The sequence below is a fragment of the Flavobacterium sp. KACC 22761 genome (genome assembly GCF_034058155.1).
Taxonomy (GTDB): domain Bacteria; phylum Bacteroidota; class Bacteroidia; order Flavobacteriales; family Flavobacteriaceae; genus Flavobacterium.
In genome coordinates this window covers 1885361-1909882 of record NZ_CP139148.1, presented here as the reverse complement: position 1 = coordinate 1909882, position 24522 = coordinate 1885361, and the positions used below count along the sequence as shown (strand labels likewise).

27 protein-coding genes are annotated in these 24522 nt (G+C 33.0%); 14 read left to right on the top strand and 13 right to left on the bottom strand.

What is annotated here, in order from left to right:
* Positions 1 to 234: 234 nt before the first annotated feature.
* From SCB73_RS08370 to leuB, 9 genes are all read left to right on the top strand, one after another.
* Positions 235 to 705: a hypothetical protein gene (locus SCB73_RS08370; protein WP_320569598.1), complete on the top strand. Its 471-nt coding sequence runs from the start codon at positions 235 to 237 to the stop codon at positions 703 to 705.
* 43 nt (positions 706 to 748) lie between these two features.
* On the top strand, positions 749 to 1525 hold the full coding sequence (locus SCB73_RS08365) for a hypothetical protein (protein WP_320569597.1): 777 nt from the start codon (positions 749 to 751) through the stop codon (positions 1523 to 1525).
* 111 nt (positions 1526 to 1636) lie between these two features.
* A complete protein-coding gene (locus SCB73_RS08360; protein ID WP_320569596.1) occupies positions 1637 to 2440 on the top strand; it encodes an SDR family oxidoreductase in 804 nt (267 codons plus the stop codon).
* A gap of 284 nt (positions 2441 to 2724) precedes the next feature.
* The gene (locus tag SCB73_RS08355; RefSeq protein ID WP_320569595.1) at positions 2725 to 3645 is read left to right on the top strand and encodes a helix-turn-helix domain-containing protein; all 921 of its coding nucleotides are present in this window, start codon (positions 2725 to 2727) and stop codon (positions 3643 to 3645) included.
* A 518-nt stretch (positions 3646 to 4163) separates the two neighbouring features.
* A complete protein-coding gene (gene leuC / locus SCB73_RS08350; RefSeq protein ID WP_320569594.1) occupies positions 4164 to 5558 on the top strand; it encodes a 3-isopropylmalate dehydratase large subunit in 1395 nt (464 codons plus the stop codon).
* A gap of 113 nt (positions 5559 to 5671) precedes the next feature.
* Entirely contained in the window at positions 5672 to 6268 is a 597-nt protein-coding gene (gene leuD, locus SCB73_RS08345) for a 3-isopropylmalate dehydratase small subunit (protein ID WP_320569593.1), read from the top strand.
* A 124-nt stretch (positions 6269 to 6392) separates the two neighbouring features.
* Entirely contained in the window at positions 6393 to 6965 is a 573-nt protein-coding gene (locus SCB73_RS08340; protein WP_320569592.1) for an O-methyltransferase, read from the top strand.
* Positions 6966 to 6998: 33 nt separating this feature from the next.
* Positions 6999 to 8519 carry an alpha-isopropylmalate synthase regulatory domain-containing protein gene (locus SCB73_RS08335; RefSeq protein ID WP_320569591.1) on the top strand — a complete coding sequence of 507 codons (1521 nt, stop codon included), beginning with the start codon at positions 6999 to 7001 and terminating at the stop codon, positions 8517 to 8519.
* 113 nt (positions 8520 to 8632) lie between these two features.
* The gene (leuB, locus tag SCB73_RS08330; protein WP_320569590.1) at positions 8633 to 9688 is read left to right on the top strand and encodes a 3-isopropylmalate dehydrogenase; all 1056 of its coding nucleotides are present in this window, start codon (positions 8633 to 8635) and stop codon (positions 9686 to 9688) included.
* A gap of 111 nt (positions 9689 to 9799) precedes the next feature.
* Here leuB and SCB73_RS08325 read toward each other — a convergent pair whose 3' ends face one another.
* Both SCB73_RS08325 and SCB73_RS08320 read right to left on the bottom strand, forming a co-directional pair.
* Positions 9800 to 10147: an RNA recognition motif domain-containing protein gene (locus SCB73_RS08325; protein ID WP_057121565.1), complete on the bottom strand. Its 348-nt coding sequence runs from the start codon at positions 10145 to 10147 to the stop codon at positions 9800 to 9802.
* 127 nt (positions 10148 to 10274) lie between these two features.
* Positions 10275 to 10760: a DUF6252 domain-containing protein gene (locus SCB73_RS08320; protein ID WP_320569589.1), complete on the bottom strand. Its 486-nt coding sequence runs from the start codon at positions 10758 to 10760 to the stop codon at positions 10275 to 10277.
* A 195-nt stretch (positions 10761 to 10955) separates the two neighbouring features.
* Here SCB73_RS08320 and SCB73_RS08315 point away from each other — a divergent pair, with 195 nt between their 5' ends.
* From SCB73_RS08315 to SCB73_RS08305, 3 genes are all read left to right on the top strand, one after another.
* Positions 10956 to 11516 (top strand): 30S ribosomal protein S16, encoded by a 561-nt coding sequence (locus SCB73_RS08315; RefSeq protein ID WP_320569588.1) that lies wholly within the window; start codon positions 10956 to 10958, stop codon positions 11514 to 11516.
* A 15-nt stretch (positions 11517 to 11531) separates the two neighbouring features.
* On the top strand, positions 11532 to 12056 hold the full coding sequence (gene rimM, locus SCB73_RS08310) for a ribosome maturation factor RimM (RefSeq protein WP_320569587.1): 525 nt from the start codon (positions 11532 to 11534) through the stop codon (positions 12054 to 12056).
* 77 nt (positions 12057 to 12133) lie between these two features.
* Positions 12134 to 12841 carry a tRNA1(Val) (adenine(37)-N6)-methyltransferase gene (locus tag SCB73_RS08305; protein WP_320569586.1) on the top strand — a complete coding sequence of 236 codons (708 nt, stop codon included), beginning with the start codon at positions 12134 to 12136 and terminating at the stop codon, positions 12839 to 12841.
* Positions 12842 to 12891: 50 nt separating this feature from the next.
* Here the strand turns inward: SCB73_RS08305 and SCB73_RS08300 are convergent, their stop codons facing one another.
* The 10 genes from SCB73_RS08300 to SCB73_RS08255 form a co-directional block, all read right to left on the bottom strand.
* Positions 12892 to 14544 (bottom strand): S41 family peptidase, encoded by a 1653-nt coding sequence (locus SCB73_RS08300; protein ID WP_320569585.1) that lies wholly within the window; start codon positions 14542 to 14544, stop codon positions 12892 to 12894.
* A 39-nt stretch (positions 14545 to 14583) separates the two neighbouring features.
* Positions 14584 to 15876, bottom strand: coding sequence for an HlyD family secretion protein (locus SCB73_RS08295; protein ID WP_320569584.1), 1293 nt, complete (start codon positions 15874 to 15876; stop codon positions 14584 to 14586).
* Positions 15877 to 15879: 3 nt separating this feature from the next.
* Entirely contained in the window at positions 15880 to 18072 is a 2193-nt protein-coding gene (locus tag SCB73_RS08290; protein WP_320569583.1) for a peptidase domain-containing ABC transporter, read from the bottom strand.
* Positions 18073 to 18292: 220 nt separating this feature from the next.
* Entirely contained in the window at positions 18293 to 18487 is a 195-nt protein-coding gene (locus tag SCB73_RS08285) for a hypothetical protein (protein ID WP_320569582.1), read from the bottom strand.
* Between the two features lie 147 nt (positions 18488 to 18634).
* Positions 18635 to 18817 carry a hypothetical protein gene (locus tag SCB73_RS08280; RefSeq protein ID WP_320569581.1) on the bottom strand — a complete coding sequence of 61 codons (183 nt, stop codon included), beginning with the start codon at positions 18815 to 18817 and terminating at the stop codon, positions 18635 to 18637.
* A 359-nt stretch (positions 18818 to 19176) separates the two neighbouring features.
* Positions 19177 to 19305 carry a hypothetical protein gene (locus SCB73_RS08275; RefSeq protein WP_262711224.1) on the bottom strand — a complete coding sequence of 43 codons (129 nt, stop codon included), beginning with the start codon at positions 19303 to 19305 and terminating at the stop codon, positions 19177 to 19179.
* Between the two features lie 157 nt (positions 19306 to 19462).
* A complete protein-coding gene (locus SCB73_RS08270; RefSeq protein WP_320569580.1) occupies positions 19463 to 19660 on the bottom strand; it encodes a hypothetical protein in 198 nt (65 codons plus the stop codon).
* 122 nt (positions 19661 to 19782) lie between these two features.
* The gene (locus SCB73_RS08265; RefSeq protein ID WP_320569579.1) at positions 19783 to 19914 is read right to left on the bottom strand and encodes a hypothetical protein; all 132 of its coding nucleotides are present in this window, start codon (positions 19912 to 19914) and stop codon (positions 19783 to 19785) included.
* A 217-nt stretch (positions 19915 to 20131) separates the two neighbouring features.
* Positions 20132 to 20269, bottom strand: a complete 138-nt coding sequence (locus SCB73_RS08260) for a hypothetical protein (RefSeq protein ID WP_320569578.1) — start codon at positions 20267 to 20269, stop codon at positions 20132 to 20134.
* A gap of 94 nt (positions 20270 to 20363) precedes the next feature.
* A complete protein-coding gene (locus SCB73_RS08255) occupies positions 20364 to 21920 on the bottom strand; it encodes a vitamin K epoxide reductase family protein (RefSeq protein WP_320569577.1) in 1557 nt (518 codons plus the stop codon).
* A 269-nt stretch (positions 21921 to 22189) separates the two neighbouring features.
* On the opposite strand from SCB73_RS08255, the gene SCB73_RS08250 reads away from it, so the two are divergent.
* Both SCB73_RS08250 and SCB73_RS08245 read left to right on the top strand, forming a co-directional pair.
* Positions 22190 to 22318 (top strand): rSAM-modified peptide, encoded by a 129-nt coding sequence (locus SCB73_RS08250; RefSeq protein WP_320569576.1) that lies wholly within the window; start codon positions 22190 to 22192, stop codon positions 22316 to 22318.
* Between the two features lie 40 nt (positions 22319 to 22358).
* Positions 22359 to 22496: an rSAM-modified peptide gene (locus SCB73_RS08245; protein WP_320569575.1), complete on the top strand. Its 138-nt coding sequence runs from the start codon at positions 22359 to 22361 to the stop codon at positions 22494 to 22496.
* A gap of 119 nt (positions 22497 to 22615) precedes the next feature.
* Here SCB73_RS08245 and SCB73_RS08240 read toward each other — a convergent pair whose 3' ends face one another.
* Complete coding sequence (locus SCB73_RS08240; RefSeq protein WP_320569574.1) at positions 22616 to 24364, bottom strand: helix-turn-helix domain-containing protein; 1749 nt, start codon at positions 24362 to 24364, stop codon at positions 22616 to 22618.
* Positions 24365 to 24522 lie beyond the last annotated feature (158 nt).

Below are 24522 nucleotides of genomic sequence, written 5' to 3'. Positions count from 1 at the left end.
TCTTAGATGTTACAAAACATTGACAACATGAAACATAACAAAATGCGAAGTAGAAAATGGAAGGAAGTCAAATTTACGCTTTTTTTAAAGAAATAACGAAATGAAAGTTGTTAACAAAAAGAAAGAATTTTGACGAAATAATATTAGATTTGAATATTTTAACAATCCTATTTCTACAAAAATAAATATTACAATGAATTAAGTAAATTCAATCCATAAATTGAATCAAGTCCTATGAAAATATACTATTTCTTTTTTGCAACAATCCTTTTAACTGGGTGTTCCAGAAAAAATCCTATTGAAAAAGCACTAGAAACAAAATCAAATGAATATTGGCGTTTTTATTATAATTATGACAATACTACCTATTCAACCTATTATAAGTTTAACGATGACAAATTATCGTACAATTTCACTGTTGATGAAAACGGAAAATTTACTGATAAACCAGAAGATCCATACTATCCCAACGAACCTCGAAAATGGTCTGTATCTTCAGACAGCATTATGACTTTGAGAGGTTTCTCATACGACGTGATAAGTTACAACGATAAAGCAATTGTACTTACCTACCCAACAAAAGAAAAACCATATCAGAATTATGTATTTTTAATAAAAGAAAAAGAAGGTGATCTTAAAAGATATGCCGGCGATTATGATGAGAAAAGGCTTTACAATCCCGAAAGATACAAGGTACATAAATAAAATTTTAAACTCTAATCCAATTACTTCAATAAAATCGAAAATAATGATAAATAAATCTGCAAAAAACTATCGTCTACCATACGCTCTCTTATGCTTTTTAATCTTATTTATTACTAGCTGTAATCAGAGTATTGAAACTAAAATTGATCATTCCATTCAAAGTCTACTTATAAAGTATCCACAATTAACAGCTGATAAAAAACCATCTGAAAGTGAATTCAAGTTTGTAAAAAGTGTTCGAGAAGGCGAATTTAATATCGAAATTCAACTTTATTCACAACCTGAAGGATATAAAAACAGAAATCATATTTTAGTTTTTATTAATGGCAAAAAACAAATCTATGCTATGCCTCTTTTCAATAGCAAATACAGAGATTATTGGGAATTCCCATTTGACAACCTATTGCCAAATGTTCCCAAAACAAATACAACTTTTACAAATCAACTTAATTTAGGCATAGATGAACTAATTAATAATAGCGACAGAAGAAAATCGAATAAGAGGTTTACATTAATCAACGTGATGTTAACTTCTGTATTAAATTGCAAAAGAATTGAAGAAAAAGACAGCAGCAGTGTACTCCATACTTTAAGAGGAAGTTATGACATTCCAGATGAAAATATCGATTCAGCTAAAATCAGATTACGTAAAAATTACGAGTTAATGAAGCGTGAATGGCATCCAGAAGAATTTGCATATAACTACAATTGTTACTTCGACGAAACCAATGCTAGAGTTTATCAAATAGAAAATCTTGGAAATAAATTTAAAATCAAAACATATAGAATGGATTACGGATTTCATTATATATATCTTTAAATCTTCGAGTATTCATTTTGGATACTCATTGCACCAAAATGAACACTTTTAAACTGCAGTGTATCCTGAACTTTGCTTCGTCAAATTATAACAATTAAAAAAACAATAATCATGAAAACAATTTTTATCACAGGCGCATCATCAGGTTTAGGAAAAGCAACAGCAAAATTATTCCTCGAAAAAGGATGGAATGTAATTGCAACCATGAGAAACCCTGAAAAAGAAACCGAACTTTCTCAATTAAAAAACGTTACGCTTTTACCATTAGACGTTACCAATTATGATCAAATACAGGCAACAGTTAAAAAAGCGCTTGAAATTAGTGATATTGACATCGTTTTTAACAATGCAGGTTATGGGTTAATTGGACCTTTAGAAAGTCTTTCTGATTCTCAAATCACTAAACAATTGGACACTAATTTATTGGGAGTAATTCGCGTTACGAATGCATTTATTCCTTACTTCAGAGAAAGAAAAGGCGGTTTGTTTATCTCTACAACATCTATTGGCGGATTGATTGCTTTTCCTTTAGGATCAATTTATCATGCTACAAAATGGGGATTAGAAGGCTGGAGCGAAAGTATGGCTTACGAACTAAATCCGTTTGGAATAAACATTAAAACAGTTTCTCCTGGAGCGATCAAAACTGAATTTTTGCATGGTTCACTTGACACAAGCACTTTGCCAGAATACGAAACAATGACCAATAAAATGTTTGGAAACGTTGACGTTATGTTTGAAATGGCATCGACTCCAGAACAAATTGCCGATGTTGTTTATGAAGCTGCAACTGACGGAAAAAACCAATTAAGATATGTTGCTGGTGAAGACGCAAAAGCGCTTTATAAACAAAGACTAGAAGTTGGAGATGAAGTTTTTCGTTCTGAATTTGGGAAACAATTTTTTGGAGAATAATAATTTCTAATGAAGTTGTCCAAAAAGCATTGAACAGTTTTTTATTAAGCTCCAGGGGAGCAAAATATTTATAGAAATTCAATCATACGGATGAAAAAAGCTCCAGCGGAGCGACATGTTTATTGTAATGAATATGTCGCTCCGCTGGAGCTCTACTCTCAATAATAACTGCAATTTCTATAAATATTTCGCTTCTTCGAAGCTGGTCTTTCAAAATCAAACAAACTGTTCAATGCTTTTTGAAAAGCCTAATTTAATCTCTCAAATTTTCATACTTTTATATCATGGAAAAGAAAAACAATAATCCAGCAAAAATCTCTTCTATATCGCAGTTTCATGACTTGCTTCGACTCCCAAAACCCCTTCATCCGATGGTGAGTTTGGTGGACAATACACAGTTGGTCATCAATGAAGATTTGGCAAATCATGCCTTTTTGCTTGATTTTTATAAGATCTCTTATAAGTTTTCTACCAAAGGAAAAATGGGCTACGGTCAAGGCTATTATGATTTCAACGAAGGCGGACTCATGTTTGCTTCCCCAACTCAGTTGATTTTTACTGAAAATGAAGAAGGTGTTGAATATGGCGGTTACACTCTTTTATTTCATCCCGATTTTATTCGAAATTATCCTTTGGGAAAAAGCATCAAAAAATATGGCTTCTTTTCTTATGACACCAATGAAGCACTACATCTTTCAGACAGCGAAAAAACAATTATTATCGGATTATTACAAAGTATTGACAATGAACTCAACACTGCCATAGACGAAATGAGTCAGGATGTGATTGTTTCTTATATTGATGTTTTGCTGAATTACAGCAATCGTTTTTATAAAAGACAATTCATTACCAGAAAAACCGTCAGTAACGATTTATTATTGAAAGTTGAAGAAACCCTGGATAACTATATTAGCAATTCAGAAACTTTAAAAAAAGGATTGCCAACAGTAGAATTTCTGGCTTCGCAGATTAATGTTTCAAGTCATTATCTCAGTGATATGCTTCGCAATTTGACTGGATTAAATGCGCAACAGCACATTCATTCGAAATTAATTGAAAAATCAAAAGATTTCCTGATTACCACTAATCTTTCAGTGGCAGAAATCGCTTATCAATTAGGTTTTGAGTATCCGCAATCTTTCAGCAAATTATTCAAAAAGAAAACCAATCTGACGCCATTAGAATTTAAAAACTCATTGAATTAATTTTCAAAAACACTTCTTTCAAAAAATCAGTTTTTGCTTCAAAAAAACATAAAATTTCATAAAAATACGCTTCTTGGATGTCGTAGTATTTTGACCTTTTATTGAATCTAAATAATGTCCAAAAAACGCCTTTCAAAGCTTTAAAAAACTCAAAAAACGCTCTTTTAGCAAAGATTTCAAAACTAACAATTATTACTATTTTTATTCATTTTGTTAGATTTTTTCAATTAAATTCTTATATTTTATATTGATTTTGAGATAAATTTGCAAACTATTAAAACAAAAAACAAACAAGGAAAATTTAAGCCGAAAAAGAAAAAGCAAATCAGTTTCTTAATCATTTTTCTTTCAAATTTTAGTCTGCAAAAGCCATTTGGCAATTTGTAATTTAGTTTGGGTATCGTATATAATGAAATATCGAAATTGACGCTTTTGTATCTTTTTTTACTTTTGTTTTGCTATTATAATGAACAGGAAATTGCTGTGGTTATAGAAATTACAATTTAAAAAAATAAAAAATGAGTAAGACATTATTTGACAAAGTATGGGATTCACATGTTGTGCGTAAAATTGAAGATGGGCCAGATGTGTTTTTTATTGACCGCCATTTCATTCATGAAGTTACGAGTCCTGTTGCTTTTTTAGGATTAAAATCAAGAGGCGTTAATGTATTATACCCAGAACGTACTTTTGCAACTGCAGACCACAATACACCAACCATAAACCAACATTTACCAGTTCAAGATCCGCTTTCTGCAAATCAGCTTAAAGCTCTTGAAGACAATGCGAACGAATACGGAATTTCGCACTGGGGATTAGGTCATCAAAAAAATGGTATTGTACACGTAGTAGGTCCTGAAAACGGAATTACTTTGCCAGGTGCTACTATTGTATGTGGAGATTCGCATACGTCTACTCACGGTGCTTTTGGAGCGATTGCTTTTGGTATCGGAACATCTGAGGTTGAAATGGTACTTTCGACGCAATGTATTATGCAACCAAAACCAAAGAAAATGCGTATCAACGTAAACGGTCAATTAAGCAAAGGTGTTGGTCCAAAAGACGTTGCACTTTATATTATTGCGCAGTTAACTACTTCTGGAGGTACAGGATATTTTGTTGAGTATGCTGGTGATGTTTTTGAAAACATGACTATGGAAGGTCGTATGACAGTTTGTAACTTAAGTATCGAAATGGGTGCTCGTGGAGGAATGATTGCTCCTGACCAAACTACTTTCGATTTCTTAGAAGGAAGACTTTACGCTCCAAAAGGAGAAGTTTGGACAAAAGCTGTTGAATACTGGAAAACACTAAAAACTGATGCTGACGCTGTATTTGATGCTGAATTAAACATCAAAGCTGAAGATATCGAACCAATGATTACTTATGGTACTAACCCTGGAATGGGAATTGGTATCACAAAACATATTCCGAATGCAAAAGAAGTTGAAGGCGGAGAAGAAACTTACAAAAAGTCTTTAGCTTACATGGGCTTCAACGAAGACGACGTAATGATTGGTAAACAAATCGATTACGTTTTCTTAGGAAGTTGTACAAACGGACGTATTGAAGATTTTAGAGCTTTCGCTGAAATTGTAAAAGGAAGAAAAAAAGCAGATAATGTTACGGCTTGGTTAGTTCCAGGTTCTCATGTTGTTGAAGCACAGATTAAAGAAGAGGGAATTTTAGATATTTTGACAGAAGCTGGTTTCGTATTACGTCAGCCGGGATGTTCTGCTTGTTTAGCTATGAATGATGATAAAGTTCCTGCTGGAAAATATGCAGTAAGTACTTCAAACAGAAACTTTGAAGGTCGTCAAGGGCCTGGTTCAAGAACGCTTTTAGCAAGTCCAATTATGGCGGCTGCAGCGGCGGTTACAGGAAAACTAACAGATCCGAGAGAACTGTTCTAGTCAATGACAATAGCAATAACAATTTCAAAAATTCAATAAAATTGCTTTTAGATTTAATATAGATTCTCACATTCAGAAAATCTAAAATCTAAAATCCAAAATCTAAAATTAAAATGGCATACGATAAATTTAATATACTTACAAGCAGCGCAGTGCCGTTGCCAATTGAGAACGTAGATACAGATCAAATCATCCCTGCTCGTTTCTTAAAAGCTACAAAACGTGAAGGTTTTGGAGACAATCTTTTTAGAGACTGGAGATACAATGGAGATGATACTCCAAAAGCAGATTTCGTTTTAAACAACCCAACTTACAGCGGAAAAATCTTGGTTGGAGGAAAAAACTTCGGTTCTGGATCTTCTAGAGAGCATGCTGCGTGGGCAGTTTACGATTACGGATTTAGAGCTGTAGTTTCTAGTTTCTTTGCTGATATCTTCAAAGGAAACTGTTTGAATATTGGTGTTTTACCAGTACAAATCAGCCCGGAATTTTTAGCTAATATTTTCAAAGCTATTGAAGCTGATCCAAAAACAGAATTAGAAATCAATCTTCCAAACCAAACAATTACTTTATTGTCAACTGGCGAGCAAGAGTCATTCGCTATTAACGGTTACAAAAAGAACAATTTAATTAATGGTTTTGACGACATTGATTACTTACAGGATATGAAGGAAGATATTAAGGCTTTTGCTGACAAACTTCCTTACTAACAATCAACCAACTAAAAAGCAGTTATCCAAGCTCGACTTTAAAGGTTGATCTGGGGGTAACTGCTTTATAATTTTAACATTGAATTACTATCGAATAAAAAACAACCAACTAACAACTTTCTAAATGATCGACACTAACATTGAATTGCCAAAATCGTATTCAGAGATCAAAATTGACTCAGAAAGAATTTCATTTTCAATGCCTTACGATCTGCAAACAGGAAGTTTTCTTAGGACATTGGTTGCCACAAAAAAAGATGGTCATTTTTTAGAAATAGGAACCGGAACCGGCTTATCACTTTCGTGGATGGTTGAAGGAATGAGTGAAAACTCAACATTGATTACAATTGACAATTCATCAGAATATCAAAGTGTTGCAAAAAAACACATTCAAAATCCAAACATTTCATTCATTTGTGAAGATGCCGAAAATTGGATTTTAAATTATAATGACTCAAAGTTTGATTTGATTTTTGCCGATGCATGGCCAGGAAAATATTCGGTTTTAGAGGAAACTTTAAACTTATTGAATTCCAGCGGAATTTACTTGATTGATGATATGCTTCCTCAACCAAACTGGCCAAAAGATCATGAGAAAAATGTCGAAATTCTGATTCAAAATCTTGAAAACAGAAAAGACATTCAATTGACAAAAATGCGCTGGTCGACTGGCTTAATTCTGATAACAAAAAAATAAAACAGCAAGCATTCAAAAGCTAACAATATAATAATGGAAAAAAGAAAAATTGAAATAATGGATACGACACTCCGTGATGGCGAACAAACGTCAGGAGTATCATTTTCTGCTGCAGAAAAACTGACCATTGCGCAATTGTTGTTGGAGGAATTAAATATTGATAGAATCGAAATTGCTTCGGCGCGCGTGAGCGAAGGAGAATTTCAGGCTGTAAAAGGCATTACTTCATGGGCTGAAGAACGCGGCTACATTAACAGAATTGAAGTTCTTACGTTTGTTGATAGAGGCGTTTCAATTGACTGGATGAAAAAAGCGGGTGCCAAAGTACAGAATTTATTGACCAAGGGTTCAATGAATCACTTAACGCATCAATTAAAGAAAACTCCTGAACAACATTTTTCCGAAATTGCTCAAATCATTGCTTTAGCTAAAGAAAACAATATCGAAACCAATGTTTACTTGGAAGACTGGAGCAACGGAATGCGAAATTCTCCAGATTATGTTTTTCAATTCTTAGATTTCTTAGCAACACAGCCTATCAAGAGAGTTTTACTTCCAGATACTTTAGGTGTTTTAATTCCGTCTTTGGCTTTTGAATTTATTTCGAAAATCAGAGCAAAACATCCAAACATTCACTTTGATTTCCACGCACATAACGATTACGATTTAAGTGTTGCCAACGTTATGGAAGCGATAAAAGCGGGAATCAACGGACTTCACGTTACGGTAAACGGAATGGGAGAACGCGCTGGAAACGCACCTCTTGAAAGCACTGTTGCGGTTATCAATGATTATATGCCAGAAGTAAATATCGGCATTAAAGAAACTTCGTTGTATTCTGTAAGCAAATTGGTTGAAACTTTTACAGGTTATAGAATTCCTGCAAACAAACCAATTGTAGGCGACAATGTTTTTACGCAAACAGCTGGAATTCATGCCGATGGAGACAACAAAAACAATCTATATTTTAATGATTTGCTTCCAGAACGTTTTGGAAGAAAAAGAAAATACGCTTTAGGAAAAACTTCTGGAAAAGCCAATATCGAAAAGAATCTTCAGGAATTAGGTTTAAAACTGAATCAAGAAGATTTGAAATTGGTTACACAAAGAATTATTGAACTGGGCGACAAAAAAGAAACCGTAACCAAGGAAGATCTTCCATACATTATTTCCGATGTTTTGGACAGTCACACTTATGAAGAAAAAATCACAATCAATTCTTATATGCTGGTTCATTCTAAAGGGATGCGCCCATCTACGACTTTATCTTTAAATTTAAACGGAGAAATAATCGAAGAAAATGCCCAAGGAGACGGTCAGTTTGACGCTTTTATGAATGCTTTATCCAAGATTTACAAAAGCAAAAAACTAACACTTCCAAAATTGATCGATTATGCTGTGAGAATCCCACCAGGAAGTAGTTCTGATGCGTTGTGCGAAACCATTATCACATGGGTCAACAACGGAAAAGAATTCAAAACCCGCGGATTAGATTCAGATCAAACTGTTGCAGCAATTATTGCAACGCAGAAAATGCTTAACATTATAACTTAACTAAAGTTACAAAGGTTCAAGGTTAAAAAGAGACAAAGATTTTAGTCTGCTTTTAAAACTTTGAACCTTTGTCTCTTTGTCACTTTGAACCTTAAAATAATAAATATTTAAAAATGAAATTAAACATAGCCCTTTTAGCCGGAGACGGAATCGGACCTGAGGTAATAAATGAAGCTGTAAAAGTATCTGATGCTGTTGCACAAAAATTTGGACATGAAATCACTTGGAAACCAGCTTTAACTGGAGCTGCTGCAATTGATGCAGTAGGTGAACCTTATCCAGATGCAACACACGAAGTTTGTAAAAATGCTGATGCCGTTCTTTTTGGAGCAATCGGTCATCCTAAATATGACAATGATCCTTCTGCACCGGTACGTCCAGAGCAAGGTTTGTTAAAAATGCGTAAAGCATTAGGTTTGTTCGCAAACGTAAGACCGACTTTTACATTCCCATCTTTATTAGATAAATCGCCGCTAAAAAGAGAAAGAATCGAAGGTACTGATTTGGTTTTCTTAAGAGAATTAACTGGTGGAATTTATTTCGGCGAAAAAGGAAGAAAAGACAACGGAGATACAGCTTATGATAACTGCGTTTACACAAGAGCCGAAGTACAGCGTCTAGCTAAAAAAGGTTTCGAATTGGCCATGACACGTTCTAAAAAATTATGTTGCGTGGATAAAGCAAACGTTTTGGAAACTTCACGTTTATGGAGAGAAACGGTTCAAGCAATGGAAAAAGATTATCCAGAGGTTGAAGTTAGCTACGAATTTGTTGATGCTGTAGCAATGCGTTTGGTTCAATGGCCAAACTCTTATGATGTATTAATTACTGAAAACTTATTTGGAGATATTTTAACAGACGAAGCTTCTGTAATTTCTGGTTCAATGGGATTAATGCCTTCTGCATCTATGGGAGCTGAAGTATCATTATTTGAACCTATCCACGGTTCATATCCACAAGCTACAGGATTAAACATTGCAAACCCAATGGCTACTATTTTATCTGCTGCTATGATGTTTGAAAACTTCGGATTAATGGAAGAAGGAAAAGCGATGAGAGATGCTGTAAACAAAGCATTAGAAGCTGGAGTAGTCACTGAAGATTTAGCTAACGGAGGCAAAGCATACGGCACTAAAGAAGTTGGTGACTGGTTAGCAGCGAATGTATAATTAGTTTATTTTGTTTCAGGTTTCAGGTTGTTGGAACGTGAAACCTGAAACTTGAAACAAAAAAAAGGGATCAACTAAAGTTGATCCCTTTTATATTTTAGAAAAAAAATATTAATATCCTCCTCTGTTTCCGCGGTCATTTCCTCCACGGTTGTTTCCGTAACCACCACGATCGTTTCCTCCGCGATTGTTATTAAAACTTCTTCTTTCGCCTTCTGGTTTTGGCTCCGATTTATTTACAACGATTGTACGTCCTGATACAACAGCACCGTTCAATTCGTCGATAGCTTTCTGAGCTTCGCTATCATTTGGCATTTCAACAAAACCAAAGCCTTTACTTCTTCCAGTAAATTTATCAGTAATAATTTTAACAGAGTCAACTGTTCCATAAGCCTCAAAAGACTCTCTTAAATCTGCTTCCTCAATACTGAATGGAAGGCTTCCAACAAAAATATTCATAGATATTTATTTAAATAATAAGCAAATGTAGTCTTATTTTTTTCTAATCTGCTATATTCGAGTTTATTTATGTTTTTATTTAGATTTTAAAAACAAATCTTTAAAAATCATACCGCAAAAGAAAAAATTAAAACAAAGCTCTTGGCGTTATTGGAACTTTATAGAAAACACCTTCTGTAAAAGTAACTTTCGGATTATCCAAATCTGATGTATTGCTATTTACTGCATTAAATTTGAATGTACCAGAAATGGTATTATTTTCAGCATCATAATCAGTAATTACAATTTGCCCACTTCCTTTTTTTGTCCCTGTTGAAAATTCGCTTTCTTTCCCTGGGAAGGTACTTACGTAAGATGCTTTCACAACATCATTTACTCCCAACACATAGGTCTTTTCGGCAGGATTATTATCCACTTGCAATATCACTTTTTCATAACCTAAAGAGCCTTCAATTACAAAATTTCCTTCTATCGAAAACGCCGCATTATGGCCCACAGCCCTCCAAAAAACATTGTCTTTTAAGCCTTGAAATGCTGGATTATTAAATTTTATATCTTCTGTGCAAGCTGCAACAACAAATAGAAGCGATAAAAAATAAAAGTATTTTTTCATATTCTGTGGATTTGATGCAAAAGTATTGCATTTGAAATAAATATCTAAAATTTGGTCCTAAAAACAATAAAAAAATGCCACAATTCTGCTTTAGCAACATTTAATAGTATTTGGAACGTATATTTCATAAAAAAATTATATCTTTGCGCCCTTAATTAACAGAGGTCGAGTACCTCAAAATTTAATCACTAGATTATGTCAGTAAAAATTAGATTACAAAGACACGGTAAAAAAGGAAAACCTTTTTACTGGGTAGTAGCTGCAGATGCACGCTCAAAAAGAGATGGTAGATACTTAGAGAAAATCGGTACTTACAATCCAAACACTAACCCAGCAACTGTTGAGTTAGACCTTGACAGCGCAGTTAAATGGTTGCACAATGGTGCTCAACCAACTGATACTGCAAGAGCTATCCTTTCTTACAAAGGTGCTTTATTGAAACACCACCTTGATGGAGGTATCCGCAAAGGAGCTTTAACTCAAGAGCAAGCAGATGCTAAATTAGCAGCTTGGTTAGAGGCTAAAGCTGGAAAAGTTGATGCTAAAAAAGATGGTTTATCAAAAGCACAAGCTGATGCTAAAGCTAAAGCTTTAAAAGCTGAAAAAGAAGTAAACGCTAAGCGTATAGCTGATGCCGCTGCTGCACAAGCTGAAGCTGAAGCTGCTGCACAAGCAACTGAGGCTACAGAAGAAGTTGCTGAAGCAACTGAAGAAGCACCTGCTGCTGAAGAGAATAACGAAACAACTGAAGCATAATTTTACTTAGCGATAATGCGTAAAGAAGAATGTTTTTATTTAGGTAAAATCGCTAAAAAATTTAGTTTCAAAGGTGAAGTTCTGATCTATTTAGACACAGACGAACCTGAGTTATACGAAAACTTGGAATCAGTGTTTGTTGAACACAACAAACACTTGGTTCCTTTTTTTATTGAAAAAAGCGCTCTACATAAAAACGACTTTTTAAGAGTTAGTTTTGAAGATGTTAATACCGAAGAAGATGCAGATGCTCTTGTTGGAAACGGCATTTATCTTCCGTTAACTATGTTGCCTAAACTTTCTGGCAACAAATTCTATTTCCACGAAGTTATTGGTTTTGAAATTGAAGACAAACGTTTGGGTGTTTTCGGAAAAATAACTTCTATCAACGATTCAACTGCTCAACCGCTTTTTGAAGTTTTAAATGGCGAAGTTGAAATCCTTATTCCTATGATTGATCATTTCCTTGTAAAAATCGATCGCGAGAATAAAAAAGTAATCATGGATCTTCCTGAAGGTCTTGTTGAGATGTATCTTTAATTTAGTCTTCAGTCTCAGTTTTAAGTGTTCAGTTTCTTATCTGAATTCAAAATCTTAATAATAAATTAGAATTTACTATGTTTCAGTTTAAGCAATTTTCTGTTAAACAAGACAAAACCGCTATGAAAGTAGGCACAGATGGTGTTTTACTTGGTGCGTGGGCTCCAATAAACCATAATCCATTTAGTGTTTTAGATATTGGTGCGGGAACTGGAATTATTGCTTTGATGATTGCACAGCGTTCAAGCGCGGAACAAATTGATGCACTCGAAATTGACGAAGATGCTTACGAACAAGCCGTAGAAAATTTTGAAGCTTCTCCTTGGGGCGACCGACTATTCTGTTTTCATGCTGGTTTGGATGAATTTATCGAAGAACCAGAAGACGAATATGATTTAATTGTTTCAAATCCGCCTTTTTATTCAGAAGATTATAAAACAGACAACGAACAACGTGATTTAGCACGTTTTCAAGATGCAATGCCTTTTGAGGAAATTGTTGAAGCCGCCGATTTATTGCTTTCAGAAAACGGAATTCTAGCTGTTATTATTCCTTTTAAAGAAGAAGAAAAATTTATTGCCTTGGCAAAAGAAGCCGAATTATATCCTTTAAAAATCACTCGAGTAAAAGGCACTCCTAAAACAGAAATCAAACGCAGTTTATTGGCTTTGGGCCGAAATGAAATTGATGAAATTGAAATTGATGAATTAATTATCGAAATTGATCGTCATGTTTATACTCCTGAATATATTGAATTGACTAAAGAATTTTATTTAAAGATGTAGAAAAAACATCTTTGTCAAAGTTTGAAACTTTGACAAAGATTTAAAATTTATTATTTACCATTTTTAGCAAAAAGAATCGCTCGCTCCAGAATCTCATCTTTTCCTTGCTGAATGCCTAAAATAGTTGGTTTTAGTTCGATATCAGGAACAATTCCGATACGTTGTACTTCTTTTTTGTTTGGATAAAAAACGCCATAACAGGTAAACGAAGAAGAAAACCCTTTAATGATCAAAAATCTAGCATTTGCACCATCTGCGCCTCCCGTTTGAGAACCAATGACAGTAGATTTAGGAACAGTCTGCAACGCCATCGCAGTATGTTCACCGTGACTAACGGCATTTTCATCAATTAAAACAATTACTTTTCCTTTATAATTTTCCGGGTTTACCTTTCCTATTTTTTCATCTTCTTTTCTCCAAATATAACGACCAGGATAATTAACATCTGGATCAATATACTTCACATATTCTACGGGTTCAGGATTAAGCCAATCTGCAAGCGCATATATGACATCATGAGGTCTTTTTCGATCATCAAAAATTATAGCATTTGTATTTTTAAGCGCAGCTATCAAATTTGGAATATCTTCTTCATTAACTCCCCCAAAATTTACATATCCAATATTTCCTTCTAGAATTTTCCATTTTCCCTGATCAGGAAATTTAATTTTTAAATCTTGATATTTATATCGGTTTATTGTTTTTGCTGCGGTTTTTCCATCTCGAATGAATTCAATCTCGAAAGTTGGTGTTTTCCCATTAAAGATTGCCCAATAAGCATTTTTTAAAACTGAAGGTTCATTTGAACCTTCCACATATTTTGAATTTTCTCTTAAAAGTTGGTCAATCGATTTTCCATCTACTTTTGTAATTACATCGCCAATTTTAAGGTCGCTGATTTTTGCCAAAGAGTCATTTTTTAAACCTATAATAACGGCATTTTGATCGATAATTTTAACATCAACAGGAATAAATTTATCTCCGAAATATTCAAACATCTGAGGCACTTGAGTAGAAGCGTGCGTATCATTTATTTTTATAGAAATTTCGCGCATTGCTAAAGCGAAATCTTTTTCTGATTCTGGCGCAATAATTCTAGGAAGAAATTCATTTAATGACTTATCCCAATTTTGATCCATTTGGTATTTAGAAGGAAAAAAATATTCAATGTAATTCCAATATCTGAATAACGTCAACAGACGAAGATTTTTGTCCGTCCATTTAAAATCTGCATATTTTACTTCATTTTTAAATTGCAATGGAGGGCCATTACTGCCAAATTCATAAGCAACATAATACTGTTTTTCCTGAATTCTATTTTCTTCAATAAATTTCAATTTTTTTGAAAGTGATTTCGAGAACAAGTCTTTATTAGTAGCCCACGACAAATCGAAATTCTTATCAAAATAATCTTTTTTTACAACAGGTTTTAAAGATTCCTGTTTTTTAATTTCCCCCAAAGAGTCAATCCAATTTTCTACAACAAGCGAAAAAGCTTCTGAAGTTTGAGCCTCTTCTACTTTTGGCAGAATTTGAAACAATTGTTCATCCCAATTTTTACTGCCGTTTGCAACATTTGGATGATAATATTTTAAAAAGCCCCAAACTTTGCATACTGCCGCTAATTTTTGGATTTCATTTATAGGTTTTGAAAAAGAAATTTGAAATAATAGTACAAAAACAATAAGTAATGCTTTTTTCATTGATTTATTTTTGGAGTTTAGGTTAGTTAGCGTTTAGTATTAAACTTGTTCAAAAATATTCTTAAATTGATATAGGATTCGTTCGATTAAACGCAGATCTTCGGTTATAATTTCTGCCCTTCCTTTCATTTCTTGTTGAAAAACAATTTGTTTGTTATATGAAGTTTTGAGTCCGTTTGGCAACGCTACGTCTAGCAATAAATTCCCATCTTTGTCTGGAACCAACGAAATATTCCTTAGTTCACCCTTTAGAACCCCAAATTCACGATCAGGATAATTTGATAAACGAATATTTACCCGCTGTCCGACTTTTATTTTACCTGAATTCAATGCCGGCGCTTTGACTTTTCCGATATAACCGTTTTCCGCGTCGGGAATAATCGAAAATACATTATCTCCAACATTTATGGTCTGGCTTTCGTTCCAAACCTGCAAAAAAGTTACAACACCACTGATTGATGATTTCAATGTATAGGCCAATTCCCAATCTTTGATCACTTTTTTGAGCTGATAAAATGACTGCGCCATATTTCGTCCCAAGTTCACTTCTTCCTTAGTACCACTTATCTGAGAAGTCTGGCTCAGTTTTGTATTGTCGATCAAAGCCGATTTTAACTGCGAAATCGAAGACAAAAGTCCTTTATAACTTTTTTGCGCTTGCAAATAGCCCAGTTTTTTGGCTTCCATTTCCTGAGCCGAAATAATTCCTTTATTGTACAAAGTCTCAAAACGAGCAATTTCATTCTTTTGAAGTTGCAGCTCGCTTTCGTTGATTATTTTTTGCTGTTGCAAAATTTCCAATCTTTCCTTGATCTGTACTTTTTCAGAAATTTGTGCTCGGTTTTCAACCTCAAAAGGTTTTAAATTTTCGTTTAATTTTTCCGCTTCATAATCTTTTTGGAAAACTCCAAAAGCACTCTCAATTTCGCCTAACTGCAGATTTTTCAACTTGGCAAACGGAAATGCCTGATTGGAATCGTTGATGTTATAATTCTCAACAATGCTTTTCAGTAAAAAAACATCTTTATAATTCGCTGTATTTTCAATAATGGCTAGCGTAGTGTTTTTAGCGACTGTTGCTTTATTTTTAACCAAAATAGCTTCGATGCGTCCAGAAGACTTCGAAACGATTTTTTCTGGCGGAATATTGGTCGTAATTACAATTTCAGTATTTACAACATCCGGATATTTCACGAACCAGGAAACAAAAAACAGCATCACGATGATGCCAAAAATAAGAACAGTTCCCCACCTGATCATCCAATGAGGCACTTTTGTCAGGATTTCTTGTACTTCCTCACTTCTTAGTTCTATTGCATTATGATCTTCCATGACTTAATTTCCTAATTGCAGTTGGTTTTTAACCAGTTCAAAATAATTTCCTTTTTGCTCCACAAGTGCAGAGTGATTCCCAATTTCGATGATTTTCCCTTTATCTAATACCACTATCTGATCTGCGTTCATTACCGTACTCAAACGATGCGCGATCACAATTACGGTCTTTTCTTTAAAGAAGATATCCAATTTTCGCATGATTTCTTTTTCATTATTGGCATCTAATGCTGATGTTGCTTCATCAAAAAACAATATTTCAGGATTTTTATAAACCGCTCTCGCAATAAGCAATCGCTGTTTTTGTCCGGCACTCATTCCCGTTCCTTCTGCTCCAATTTTAGTATTGTATCCAAGTGGAAGCTCGCTTATATATTCTCTGATATTGGCTACATCAGCGGCATAAAGCAACCTCTGTTTATCAATTTTATCAACTCCAACAGCAATATTATTAGCAATTGTATCGCTAAAAATAAAACCTTCCTGCATTACAGCTCCAATATTTGAACGCCAAGCTCTTTGCGAAATGTTTCTGAGTTGCGCATTTCCTATTGTAATCTCGCCTTTTTCAGGCTCGTAAAATTTCAAAAGCAGTTTCATCAAAGTTGTTTTTCCGCTTCCGCTGGTTCCTACTATGGCGGTCACTTTGTTGGCAGGAATTGTGAGATTTAAATCTTTCAAAACTGGAATGTCAGATCCTAAATATCGATAACTTAGATTCTTTATTTCAATGTCGGCATCATACGGAACTTCGCTTGTCTGATTGCTTTCTTGTTGTGTTTCATCTTCTTTTTCATGAATTTCAGATAATCTTGCCAATGAAATTTTAGCATCCTGAAGCTCTCTGACAAACTCGATAAGTTGCGTAATTGGTCCGTTCAAACTTCCCACAATTGAACTGATAGCCAGCATAATTCCGAGTGTTATCGAGCCATCTATCACTAATTTGGCCGAAAGAAAAACAATAAAAATATTTTTAAGCTCATTAATTACCGACGAACCTATACTCTGCGTCTGCTCCAAAACCAAGCCTTTTATTGAAACTCTGAACAATCTTGCCTGTACATATTCCCATCCCCAGCGTTTCTGCTTTTCGGCATTGTGAAGTTTGATTTCTTGCATCCCGTTAATGAGCTCCATCACTTTACTTTGTTCTTGAGAAATCTCAGCAAAACGTTTATAATCCAAAACTTCTCTTCTTTTTAAGAAAAGTGTAATCCAGCCAAAATAAAGAATACTTCCGACAACGAAAACTAAAAAAATCTTCCAGTTGAAGTACGCTAAAACGGCACCTAAAACGAACATGTTTATAACAGAAAATAAAACATTCAGAGAAGATGTAGTAAGAATTTTTTCGATTCGGCGATGATCATTGATGCGCTGCATGATATCTCCCGTCATTCTCACATCAAAAAATGAAATTGGAAGATTCATCAACTTGATGAAAAAATCTGAAATCAGAGAAATATTGATTCTGGTTGAAAGATGCAGCAATATCCAGCTTCTGATTAATTCTAAACCTGTCCTTCCAGCAAAAAGAAATAATTGCGCAAAAAGAATCAAGTAAATAAAATTAAGATTTTGATTTTGAATCCCGACATCAACGATACTTTGTGTTAAAAAAGGCACAATTGCCATTATCATACTACTTGCCAGCAATCCGATGCTCAACTGCATCAAATACGATTTATAACGCAAAACATATTGCGAAAGCAAACTAAAACCTAAGCCTTTATTGTCTTCTTTATCAAATTCAGATTGGAAGAATTTTGGTGTTGCTTCCATCAATAATGCAATTCCTTCATTGGTAGCATCATCTGCATTATTGCCAATCCAGAATTTTAAGAAATCCTCTTTATTATATTCGATCAATCCAAAAGCAGGATCTGAGATATAATAAATTTCCTTTTTTATTTTATACAGTACAACATAGTGGTTTTTATTCCAATGCAAAATAGCAGGCAGTGGCGCTTCATCTAACTTTTCGGCACTTAATTTTACACCCAGTGTTCGAAAACCAATTTTCTCGGCGGCATCACTCAAAAATAGCAAATTGCTTCCCTCACGAGTTGTTTCGCTGTTTTCGCGCAACTCCTGAATATTGACTGACTTCCCATAATGTTTGGCTACAATTTTTAAACATGTTGGTCCGCAGTCTTTATGATCTGCCTGTTTATAATGAGGGAATTTTTTCAATTCTAGTATTTAAGTTTGTTTACAGCAATATTATACAAAAATTCTTAAAAAAAATAAAAAGCAACGACTAAATTATATTGATTCGCTTTGAAATAATTAGGGTTTTTATTTTATTAAAACTGTTTTATCAAATAGATTTATTTATCGATTTAAGTGATAAAAACAAAAAAGCTTTGCTAAATAAATAACAAAGCTTCCTAGTATTATTTAATATAAAAATCTAAGAGTCTGCTGGGCATTTTTGATCAATAAGCACCTCACAGCTTTCGCCGTCTCTAGTATGTATAATTCCTAAAAGAATATCTGTTCCCGGACAATAACAAAGTTCAGTACCCGGATCTCCTCCTCCAACTATACTTTTTCTTTCACTAATACTTAAAATTTCAATCCCTACTAAATTTTTTAATTTTTTCATAATTGATTTTTGTTTGATTATTAATGGAATAATTTATTTTGAACAATAAATTATAATTACTCTTTCTTAGATTTTTAAAAATTTGCCAAAATTATAACACTATCAAAAAGACATCGTTATTTTAGCAAGTTCACTTTATCTAAACGCTTATTCACATGGCTCATTAGGATCTGTTACGCAAATCCAATAAGCTGGTGAAGTTGCTGTTCGCGGACATCTTTTAGCAGTCGTATTGTTTTCGCAAACTGGTGCATTACCACCTATAATTCTTTGTTGTTCTTCCTTGCTTAATTTAGCAGCTCCATTTAATTCAAAAATTTTCTTTAACATAATGTGGTTCTTTTGGGTTTTGTTAATGCTCCAATCCTTTTAAGACATTTGAAGCTTCTGTCTTTTCTGTTAAATCATATTTGGAGTAGAAATTAGTGCAAAAAAAAAGCAGTTAGAAATGTTTCTTACTGCTCAAATTATTTCAATTATTCGATAATTTTAATTTCTCTAGGATCTGTCGCTGGTTAACCTAACCAAATAAAATTAACGCAGCGACTAATTTCCTGAGAATCCCGACACCAATCATCAATGTTGGGATAATTGCTCAATGTTCCACGATTGAGCGCCTGTAGATTCAAAAAAAAACATGACTAAATTTTTGAAAGGCTTTATATTGTTTATTTAATAAATTTCATTTTTTAACAGCATAATCGGCCTGTGTTGCAAATACCTGGCACAGTATCCATTGGACAAACTCCGCCGGTTGGTATTAAAATACATCCTGCCTCAAGAGCATGAATCCAACATTCCGGAATTCCTCCCTTCATTGTCTTTTGCTCATTTTTACTGATCTTTTGCGTATGTTTCAGACTTAAAATTTTCTTTATCATAAAATTCAAATTACTATTAGATCATTTTCATTTCTGAAACATTCTCAACGCTTCAAGTTATTGGTTGATTTTAAGCTATTTAAGAGCCAAAAACTTATCCCATAACCAAAGCGTCAGAATAACTCATTTCTAACGCAAAATAGTCAGTACAATCTTCATATGACATTGAAGACACATAATCCCATGCGTTGCACTTAGACACATTCTCTTTTGCATAATTACCTAGGATCAATTTTTGCTCGCTGGCAGTTATTTCCTGGGTTCCTTCTAGATTTAAAATATTCTTTAGCATAATCTTCAATTTTTAGTTCTCCTTCATTTATTCAAAACAACAATCTCTATTTTATTCTTCAATTGTTATGAAATGCAAAGAAGTTTTCGAACTTCTTTGCATCCATTACTTTTCAAAGTATATTAACACTTATATTCTTTTTGCGCCCAATAATCCCAACACAATGCTGGAGGATAATTTCCGCCTTCAATATTTTTTCGCTCTTCTTTTGACAATTTTTTAGTCCCTTCAGCCTTTAAAAATTTTTCTAACATGATGTGTGGTTTTTGTTTCTTGATAATAAAACTTCAATCATTTTAAGACACTTGAAGCTTGTGTCTATCCCTGTGCAGGAATTTTAGCAAAGCCGCTAAGCTATTTTTTCTAGAACTTCAACTTCTTCAGCAAATCGTTTAAGAAGTATTTTAGCTCACTCAGTTCATGCTTGTGAAATGCATAGAAGCTTTTAAACTTCTCCGCACTATTTTCTTTTTAATAGCCGCATTTAAAATATCCTCTATTAATATCCCAGCACATTCCAACTTCAGGGTAGGTTCCGCCTGCAATATTTTTTTGTTCTTCTTTTGACAATTTTTTTGTCCCTTCAGCTTTTAAAAATTTTTCTAACATGATTTGTGGTTTTTGTTTCTTGATAATAGCACTTCAATCATTTTAAGACACTTGAAGCTTATGTCCATCCCTGCGCAGGAATTTAGTAAAGCCTCTAAGCTATTTTTTCCAAAACTTCAACTTCTTCAGCAAAATCGTTCAAGAAGTATTTTAGTTCACTCAGTTCATATTCGTTTGGAAACAATTTTTCGTTTACGATTTTGACTGGGGTATAATTAAAATTATTTTTAGAACACCACTCATATTGTTTATTGATCTCTTGATTGATCATGATACTAACAGGCTCAACATGCCATTTTTTAAGCCACTTTTTAAGGCTCATTTTTTTGATGTGCCAGTCTGAAATTGCTTCTACAGTTTTTCCTGGCGTTGTTCTGTTAATCGTTAAGATTCTTTCCACAATTATTTTATATGGATTCTCTGTATTTTCTGGATTTATATTGAATAAAACATTCAAATAAATCTTGTCTGGAAATCTTAAAACAAGATCAAATGCTTCATGAAATGTTTTGTGACAATGTCCACAGCTTGGACTTATTATTATTGATAATCTGATTGCTGCGCTTCGGCTTCCAAAATTCAAACCTCTCAACTCTTCTAATCCATCTGCATCAGGCACTTTTTTTGCCAAGAAATTTAATAGTGAATAATTTCTTTTGAACTTTTTCAGCTCTTTCAATGAATTTTCGCTATTCAAAACGTTTTTAATCATAGGTTTCACTGCCAACCAAATTGGAATCAATAAAGCCAATGAAAAAATGAATGGAAAAACACTTTCGAAACTAAATGTCAAAGTGAACAAATCTGATGAAAACCAGATAAAACTCTGAACAAAAATCAAAAATGAAACCATCAAACACATTACGCACCATTTTTGAAGTTCAAATTTTTGAATCCAAATAGATGATACTATTATAGGAATAGCGAAAAGGCTTAAAAAACCAACAAAAATTGATGAGCTTAATGGCTGAATTAATATCGCTACAAAACTTGCTGTAAAGAACAGTAATGGCAAATCAGAAAAGTTGAAAACTTTATTTTCTGTGCTTTCATTAGAATTGATTACCGAATTACAAGAAGAATCTGAGCTTAGATTACAAAACTTTGAAATTATGTTGTTTTTAAAGCCTAATTTTTCTTGAGCAATAAAAACACTCACGATGAATCCTAATGTTGATGTGATTAAAAAAACAACACTAAAAAAATCATATGCATTATAAAAGAATGATAAGCCAATCAAAAGCAAAAACGGCAAGCAATACTTCAACCAGTTATATTCTACTTTTAGATTTTCTCTTGCAATTACATTATTTGGTTCTATTGCCACGATAACACCATTCCAGTCTAAAAGGAATTTTTCGTATGCTAATTTCTGAACTCCTTTTTTAATAGTAGTAATACGAACATGATTTTTAGCTTTTTCTATTAAAGCAAGTTCTTCTTTATAGTAAGCTAGAAAATTTTCAGGCAAATCTTCTATCTGTTCTTTTGGAACTCTGATGGCTGCATTTTCTACTGATAATAAATCTAACGAATCTGTTATCGCAAATAAACTTGGATAATTAGGATGAGACAAAAACAAATCCTTGAACTCATTTTTGATCTCTGAGTATCTATTTATTTGAAGAAATTTTTGGACTAGTTTTAACATCTTTTCGACTGCGTTTAAATCATAATTACAGTACAAAGATTGTGGTTTTTATCGAGAAAAAGTGACCTTTGGTAGACATTTTATCAATTATACTACATACAATTTATAAATTATACCAGTCATACATAAACTTGTATTTTATTGTAAGTCAATCAATTATGCTGATTTTTTTTGTTTCAAAATTGTCAAAACCCAAATCTCGACCAAGCGTTTTCCTTTTTATCTAGCTTTGACATATCAATAACTTAATTATTAAAATCATGGCAAATATGACATTAAAATTCGAAAATTTTGAAGCCGAAAAATTATCAAAAAATGAACAAAAATTTGTTCGTGGCGGCGATGGTGATTATCCACCAAATGAACCTGGAAAAGATGGAAAAGGAGGAAATGGCTAATACTTTTTAACAATCAATCTATACTTAAATCAAAAATATCATGAAGAATACAAAAATGAAAATTGAAGATTTTGAAACTTTAAAATTATCTTCAAACCAACAAAAAGCGGTTCGTGGAGGTGATGCTGAAACAGATGTGAAAAACGAGCCAGGAAAAGGATCTACTGGAAATGGATAAAACCATTTTTTTTAACGAAATAAAATAGCTACAGCTAAACTTGAATGTTTAGCTGTATTTTTTTTGTAATTTAAAGATCGCAACTATTAACTTTTATCAAAGTGTCAAAGTATTTATTTCTAAATATTACTTGCAAACTGAGCTGGAGAAACGCCTGTTCTTTTACGGAATGATTTTGCGAATGAAACGGCATTTTTAAAACCAACACTTTCGGCTATAGCTTGCGTAGAATATTTTCGATACATATGATTGGTAATCATTTCGTTGATTACATAGTTGATTTTAAGCTCATTTGAATATTCTCCAAATGATTTTCCAAATCGTTTATTCACTACATAAGACAAATAAGTGGTATTGGTTTTAATTTTCTTAGCCACATAAGGCAAAGTAAAATCGGCATTAAGGTATTCGAGTTTATTTTCAAGCGCCAATAATTTTTCGACAATTTTATTTTCCTTCGCTTCGTCAATACTTAAATTTGCATTTTCCTTTTTAAGGTGAATTTCTTCGGTTTCTATGTTTTCAATAGCCTCTGCTAAAATCGGCGGATTTTCTTTTTTCTCCAGATTAGCTTTAAATTCCTCAATTAAAGCATTCATTTTTTTATGCGCCTTATTCTTGTCTCGGATATTTTTTATCAGAAAAAATACAATTGCTAAAACAAGAAGCACATAAAATACTTTTAGTGCCTTACTTATCAAAACATCATATTTATATTTTTCTTGAATAGTAAGCATTTCCGCACTCAAATCTTCTACACCTAATTTATAATTTACCTCTTGTGCTTCGTCTTTAAATTTTGTCTGAGATTTTTCATAAGCATTTAAATAAATTTTAGAATATTTATAAGCTTCTTCTGGTTTATTAAGTGCACTGTAAATCTTAGCCTGAAGGTAATTTGATTTCAAATAGCTTTCATCCAAAGTTTTATTTTTCAACGAAATAGAATCCACTTTTTTTAACCAAACCAAAGCTTTCTGGTATTTTCCTGTATAAAAATACAAGTCTCCTAAATTATAACTAGCGGTATGATAAAAGCTTTCCGAATTATTTTGCTTTGCTAAAAACAAAATGTCATAATAAATTTTTTCAGCATTTTTATTGTCACTTTTCATGAGGTAAATATTCCCTAAACTCATTTTAGCGGCAATTGTATTGCTTGTGAAATTTTGAGAATAAGTAACTGCTTTTTTATAAAAATATTCGGCCGAGTCTAGCAAATACCTTTTATCTTGGTTTTTCATAAAATAGCCCTCATAAGAACCACCTAAATCCAAATTAATATTGCTTTTACTATTTTGAAACTGCTCTCTTGTATAAACCCTTTCATTTTTATCAATGAAATCGTTGTTTTGCCTTAAATTTTTAATTGATAACTGATAATTTCCAACTTGTTCATTAACAATTGCGATATTGCTTTTGAATTTAACAATTTGAATAACGTCTTCTACTTTAATGGAGTACTTGATACCGGTTTGATAATTTTCAATTGCAGCACTTAAATTGCCCCTTTTCCATTCGGTCAATCCTCTAAAATTATAAAGATAAGCTGTCAGTTTGGTTTTTTCTGAAGATTCGGGCATTTTGTCTAAATACTGAAATGCTTTTTTATAACTTTGATCAGACTTAGAAATATTGCCCTTCATTTGGTACAAATAACAAGCTGCACCATTAGCAAATGCTAGATGCTTATTATCGTTTGATTTCATCAATTCTCTAGTATATGCAAGACCTCGATCGACATTGTCATTAAAACTAAATCGAATTTTGTCTTGCAGGACTAAATATTCCTGTTCACTAATTTGAGTTTTTTGGGAAAAACTCGTATTAAAAACAAGAAAAAGAAAAAAAGAGATGATTAGCCTCATTTATTTGTTTTTGGATTCCAAAAATAACGCATAAATTTTCAATATACTAAAATTTATTTGCCATAGTCTTGTTAATTTTACAGCAAAATTAAAAAAATATAACAATTTAGCTTTGTTTTGTTATATTTTTATTACGTAAATTTGTTTTCGTAAAACAT

Excerpts from the sequence above, each read along its gene's own strand:
- SCB73_RS08370 (WP_320569598.1), top strand. The coding sequence starts at position 235 with ATGAAAATATACTATTTCTTTTTTGCAACAATCCTTTTAACTGGGTGT.
- SCB73_RS08365 (WP_320569597.1), top strand. The coding sequence starts at position 749 with ATGATAAATAAATCTGCAAAAAACTATCGTCTACCATACGCTCTCTTA.
- SCB73_RS08360 (WP_320569596.1), top strand. The coding sequence starts at position 1,637 with ATGAAAACAATTTTTATCACAGGCGCATCATCAGGTTTAGGAAAAGCA.
- SCB73_RS08355 (WP_320569595.1), top strand. The coding sequence starts at position 2,725 with ATGGAAAAGAAAAACAATAATCCAGCAAAAATCTCTTCTATATCGCAG.
- leuC (WP_320569594.1), top strand. The coding sequence starts at position 4,164 with ATGAGTAAGACATTATTTGACAAAGTATGGGATTCACATGTTGTGCGT.
- leuD (WP_320569593.1), top strand. The coding sequence starts at position 5,672 with ATGGCATACGATAAATTTAATATACTTACAAGCAGCGCAGTGCCGTTG.
- SCB73_RS08340 (WP_320569592.1), top strand. The coding sequence starts at position 6,393 with ATGATCGACACTAACATTGAATTGCCAAAATCGTATTCAGAGATCAAA.
- SCB73_RS08335 (WP_320569591.1), top strand. The coding sequence starts at position 6,999 with ATGGAAAAAAGAAAAATTGAAATAATGGATACGACACTCCGTGATGGC.
- leuB (WP_320569590.1), top strand. The coding sequence starts at position 8,633 with ATGAAATTAAACATAGCCCTTTTAGCCGGAGACGGAATCGGACCTGAG.
- SCB73_RS08325 (WP_057121565.1), bottom strand. The coding sequence starts at position 10,147 with ATGAATATTTTTGTTGGAAGCCTTCCATTCAGTATTGAGGAAGCAGAT.
- SCB73_RS08320 (WP_320569589.1), bottom strand. The coding sequence starts at position 10,760 with ATGAAAAAATACTTTTATTTTTTATCGCTTCTATTTGTTGTTGCAGCT.
- SCB73_RS08315 (WP_320569588.1), top strand. The coding sequence starts at position 10,956 with ATGTCAGTAAAAATTAGATTACAAAGACACGGTAAAAAAGGAAAACCT.
- rimM (WP_320569587.1), top strand. The coding sequence starts at position 11,532 with ATGCGTAAAGAAGAATGTTTTTATTTAGGTAAAATCGCTAAAAAATTT.
- SCB73_RS08305 (WP_320569586.1), top strand. The coding sequence starts at position 12,134 with ATGTTTCAGTTTAAGCAATTTTCTGTTAAACAAGACAAAACCGCTATG.
- SCB73_RS08300 (WP_320569585.1), bottom strand. The coding sequence starts at position 14,544 with ATGAAAAAAGCATTACTTATTGTTTTTGTACTATTATTTCAAATTTCT.
- SCB73_RS08295 (WP_320569584.1), bottom strand. The coding sequence starts at position 15,876 with ATGGAAGATCATAATGCAATAGAACTAAGAAGTGAGGAAGTACAAGAA.
- SCB73_RS08285 (WP_320569582.1), bottom strand. The coding sequence starts at position 18,487 with ATGAAAAAATTAAAAAATTTAGTAGGGATTGAAATTTTAAGTATTAGT.
- SCB73_RS08280 (WP_320569581.1), bottom strand. The coding sequence starts at position 18,817 with ATGTTAAAGAAAATTTTTGAATTAAATGGAGCTGCTAAATTAAGCAAG.
- SCB73_RS08275 (WP_262711224.1), bottom strand. The coding sequence starts at position 19,305 with ATGAAGGGAGGAATTCCGGAATGTTGGATTCATGCTCTTGAGGCAGGA.
- SCB73_RS08270 (WP_320569580.1), bottom strand. The coding sequence starts at position 19,660 with ATGCTAAAGAATATTTTAAATCTAGAAGGAACCCAGGAAATAACTGCC.
- SCB73_RS08265 (WP_320569579.1), bottom strand. The coding sequence starts at position 19,914 with ATGTTAGAAAAATTTTTAAAGGCTGAAGGGACTAAAAAATTGTCAAAA.
- SCB73_RS08260 (WP_320569578.1), bottom strand. The coding sequence starts at position 20,269 with ATGTTAGAAAAATTTTTAAAAGCTGAAGGGACAAAAAAATTGTCAAAA.
- SCB73_RS08255 (WP_320569577.1), bottom strand. The coding sequence starts at position 21,920 with ATGTTAAAACTAGTCCAAAAATTTCTTCAAATAAATAGATACTCAGAG.
- SCB73_RS08250 (WP_320569576.1), top strand. The coding sequence starts at position 22,190 with ATGACATTAAAATTCGAAAATTTTGAAGCCGAAAAATTATCAAAAAAT.
- SCB73_RS08245 (WP_320569575.1), top strand. The coding sequence starts at position 22,359 with ATGAAGAATACAAAAATGAAAATTGAAGATTTTGAAACTTTAAAATTA.
- SCB73_RS08240 (WP_320569574.1), bottom strand. The coding sequence starts at position 24,364 with ATGAGGCTAATCATCTCTTTTTTTCTTTTTCTTGTTTTTAATACGAGT.